General features: G+C 63.7%; 3 protein-coding genes and 1 pseudogene. 3 read left to right on the top strand and 1 reads right to left on the bottom strand.

What is annotated here, in order from left to right; all coding sequences use genetic code 11:
• Positions 1-236: response regulator transcription factor (locus tag ACLQI9_RS27030; RefSeq protein ID WP_442392421.1), on the top strand; the 236-nt coding region annotated here is incomplete at its 5' end.
• Between the two features lie 47 nt (positions 237-283).
• Here ACLQI9_RS27030 and ACLQI9_RS27025 read toward each other — a convergent pair.
• Entirely contained in the window at positions 284-988 is a 705-nt protein-coding gene (locus tag ACLQI9_RS27025) for a sigma-70 family RNA polymerase sigma factor (RefSeq protein WP_442384912.1), read from the bottom strand.
• A gap of 203 nt (positions 989-1,191) precedes the next feature.
• Here ACLQI9_RS27025 and ACLQI9_RS27020 point away from each other — a divergent pair, with 203 nt between their 5' ends.
• Entirely contained in the window at positions 1,192-1,572 is a 381-nt protein-coding gene (locus tag ACLQI9_RS27020) for a response regulator (RefSeq protein WP_442392420.1), read from the top strand.
• Positions 1,573-2,493: 921 nt separating this feature from the next.
• Positions 2,494-2,738: pseudogene (locus tag ACLQI9_RS27015) on the top strand (hypothetical protein); the annotation flags it as partial.

Here is a 2,738-nt window from a genome sequence, read left to right as displayed (position 1 = left end):
TGGTATCCGGACGGCGCCGCAACGATCCGCTGTCGGTACTGTCGCCGCGCGAATTCGAGGTGCTGGAGTTGATGGCCGAGGGCCGATCCAATGCCGGCATCGCGCGGCAGTTGTGGGTGACCGAGGGCACGGTCGAAAAGCACGTCCGCAGCATCCTCACCAAACTCGGCTTACCGGAGACCGGCGACGACCATCGTCGCGTCCGCGCGGTGATCACGTTTCTCGACTCGCGGTGACTTGCAGCTGATCGGTGTCACTGTGGCGCCGGCTCTAAGCAGGCCCTTCAAGCCGTTTGCGCCAGGCCCCATGAGTTGCCGTAGCCCTCGTTCCGGCCAACCTCGGTGAGCAGCCTGCGTAGTCGGCGGCGCCCGCGATGCAGGCGCGACACCACGGTTCCGATCGGCGTGTTCATCACTGTGGCGATCTCCTTGCACGGGAGTCCCTGGATATCCGCGTAGTAAACGGTGAGGCGGAACTGCTCAGGCAGGGCCCGCATTGCGGTGATGACGTCGTGGTCGCCAATTCTTTTCAGCGCTTGGTCTTCCGCCGACGGCATTCCCGTTGCCGAATGCGCAGCGCTCACCATCACTTGCAGATCCGAAATCGCCTCCGCCAAATGCTGTACTGGACGCCGCTGGGCTTTGCGGCAATTGCTGATGTGGGTGTTGAACAGGATTCGGTACAGCCAGGCGCCGATGTTGGTGTCCGGCCGGAAGGAGTCAAACCCGGCGAAGGCTTTTGCCAGCGTGTCCTGGACCAGGTCTTCGGCATCGGCGTGATGGCGGGTCATCCGCAGCGCCTGCCGGTGTAAGTCGCCGAGCACAGGAGCGACTTGGTTTTCAAAGCCGGCCGTAGGGTCCGCGTCGGCAGTCAATTCCACTGGCAGGGTCATGATGCACCTCTCGTGTCGCGCCCGAACGGCGTCTATCCGGCTACCCGCCTTACATTTGCGTCCGCGCTGGCCCACGTCTGCACCGCTGGCAACCATGGCGGGTTCTGGTCAGCCGCAGTCCGCGCCTCCCCGGTAGCCGGTACCTGGCCGCCGATCAGTAACCCTGCGCCCGGCTACGCAGCCCGCCAGTCTCCTGGGTGCGACCGGCGTCACAGCAGGCCCGCCGATCCTTCCCGACTCGGGGCGAATTTCCTGCTAGCGTCCATGCGATCGGTCCGTCGCTACTCCAAACTGAACTGGTGAGACTAGGTGATCGGATGCGGTGCGTCATTGTCGACGACAACCGCGATTTCCTCGATGCGGCGACGCGGTTGCTGGAGCATCAGGGAATCAGGGTGGTCGCGGTGGCGAGCTCCTCCGCAGAAGGGCTGCAGTGTGTCGAGAACCTGCGGCCCGACGTGACGCTTGTCGACATCGATCTGGGCGACGAGAGCGGTTTTGAACTCGTCGAGCGGCTTCACCGGAACGGGTTCGGCGCCGACGTGCCGACTATCTTGATCTCCACGCACGCCGAGGAGGACTTCGCCGAACTGGTCGCTGCCAGCCCGGCTCTGGCCTTCATCCCCAAGGCCGCCCTGTCCGGGGCCGCTATCCGGGACGCTCTCGGACTCGCCGGGTAACGGCACACCCAGCCGGCCAACACGGCGCTCTTCCATGGCGGCCGAAAGGCGCACAATGTTTGCGATACCGCTTGAGTAGCCGCGCAACAGTGCCGCGCTGAGTCGGGCAGGTGCGCACAGACCGGACTTAAACCGCAAAGAAACTGACGACCAATCTCTGGCTCGGGTGGGAGGGCGCACGGCACGGGCAGAGTGTCAAGTTGTGTGCGAGCTTCCCCTCGGCCGCGTTGAAGCCGTGGCATCACGGTTCTGCTTGGGCGGTTCACGACCAAGCTCGATCTCCATAGAGCGTAAGCACTATGCCGGTAGCACGCCTGGTACTTCGGTGGTTGATCGGACGCCAGCGCCACACTAAGGCCGCTCTCAACGAGACATCGGGCACACGGTCGCAGCAGAAAATCCCAACCGCCGTGATGGAGGTGATGAGAAGGCCTCAGGTCGGCCCAGATCATTTCTGACAATTCGCCAGAAAGGCAGCACCTTTCACACGCGATACCCGCTAGCGGGGTATATCGATTGGCGTTGCCGGTAGCGACAGACGTATGCGAACGCGGCACTCTAAACAAGAGCCGATCTGACAGCACGTAACACGCGAAAGCGGCTTGCGCGCAACTCTGCTCGCGACCGACGCCATCGCCGAGATGACGTACTCGCAGACCGGTTCGGCAACGTCGTTGAGCCCCAGGGACTTCGACGTGTCGGCCAACGCCACGCGTGGGCGCCAACGAAAAGGTAAGGAGACCACTCATGTCAGCTGGCCACGGCGGTCGCCGCGTGATGCCTATGTCTGGAGTGCAGGGGCATGAGCCGAATAACCCAGCTGTGCGGCCGCATCTCCGGCGCGCCCGCAGGTACCCGTCTCATCGGGCGGCCACGCGTACCGCGCGGCGACCGGGGCTGGCTCGCGTTAGGCGCTTGATTGTGCGTGCCCTGGAGGTGGCGGGGCTTGTCGCAGCGATCTGTACCGCTGTTGTGGTGCTTGTCCATCCAAAGGCTGTCGGCAGCCAATCCGTGGCTGCTGATTCTGCCCTAAACCGGCCCGATCCCCGCGCATTCTCGATAGAGCAGGTGGCGGCAAAGGTGTTGCCCAGTGTGGTGACACTGCAAATCAACCAAGGCGGCTACCCCCTGATGGCTTCTGGGATCGTCTTGAGTGCCGATGGGCT

Source organism: Mycobacterium sp. (genome assembly GCF_052143115.1).
Classification (GTDB): Bacteria; Actinomycetota; Actinomycetes; order Mycobacteriales; family Mycobacteriaceae; genus Mycobacterium.
The sequence above is the reverse complement of the archived record's forward strand: the minus strand, read 5'-3'. Positions and strand labels throughout refer to the sequence as shown.

Excerpts from the sequence above, each read along its gene's own strand:
- ACLQI9_RS27025 (WP_442384912.1), bottom strand. The coding sequence starts at position 988 with ATGGTTGCCAGCGGTGCAGACGTGGGCCAGCGCGGACGCAAATGTAAG.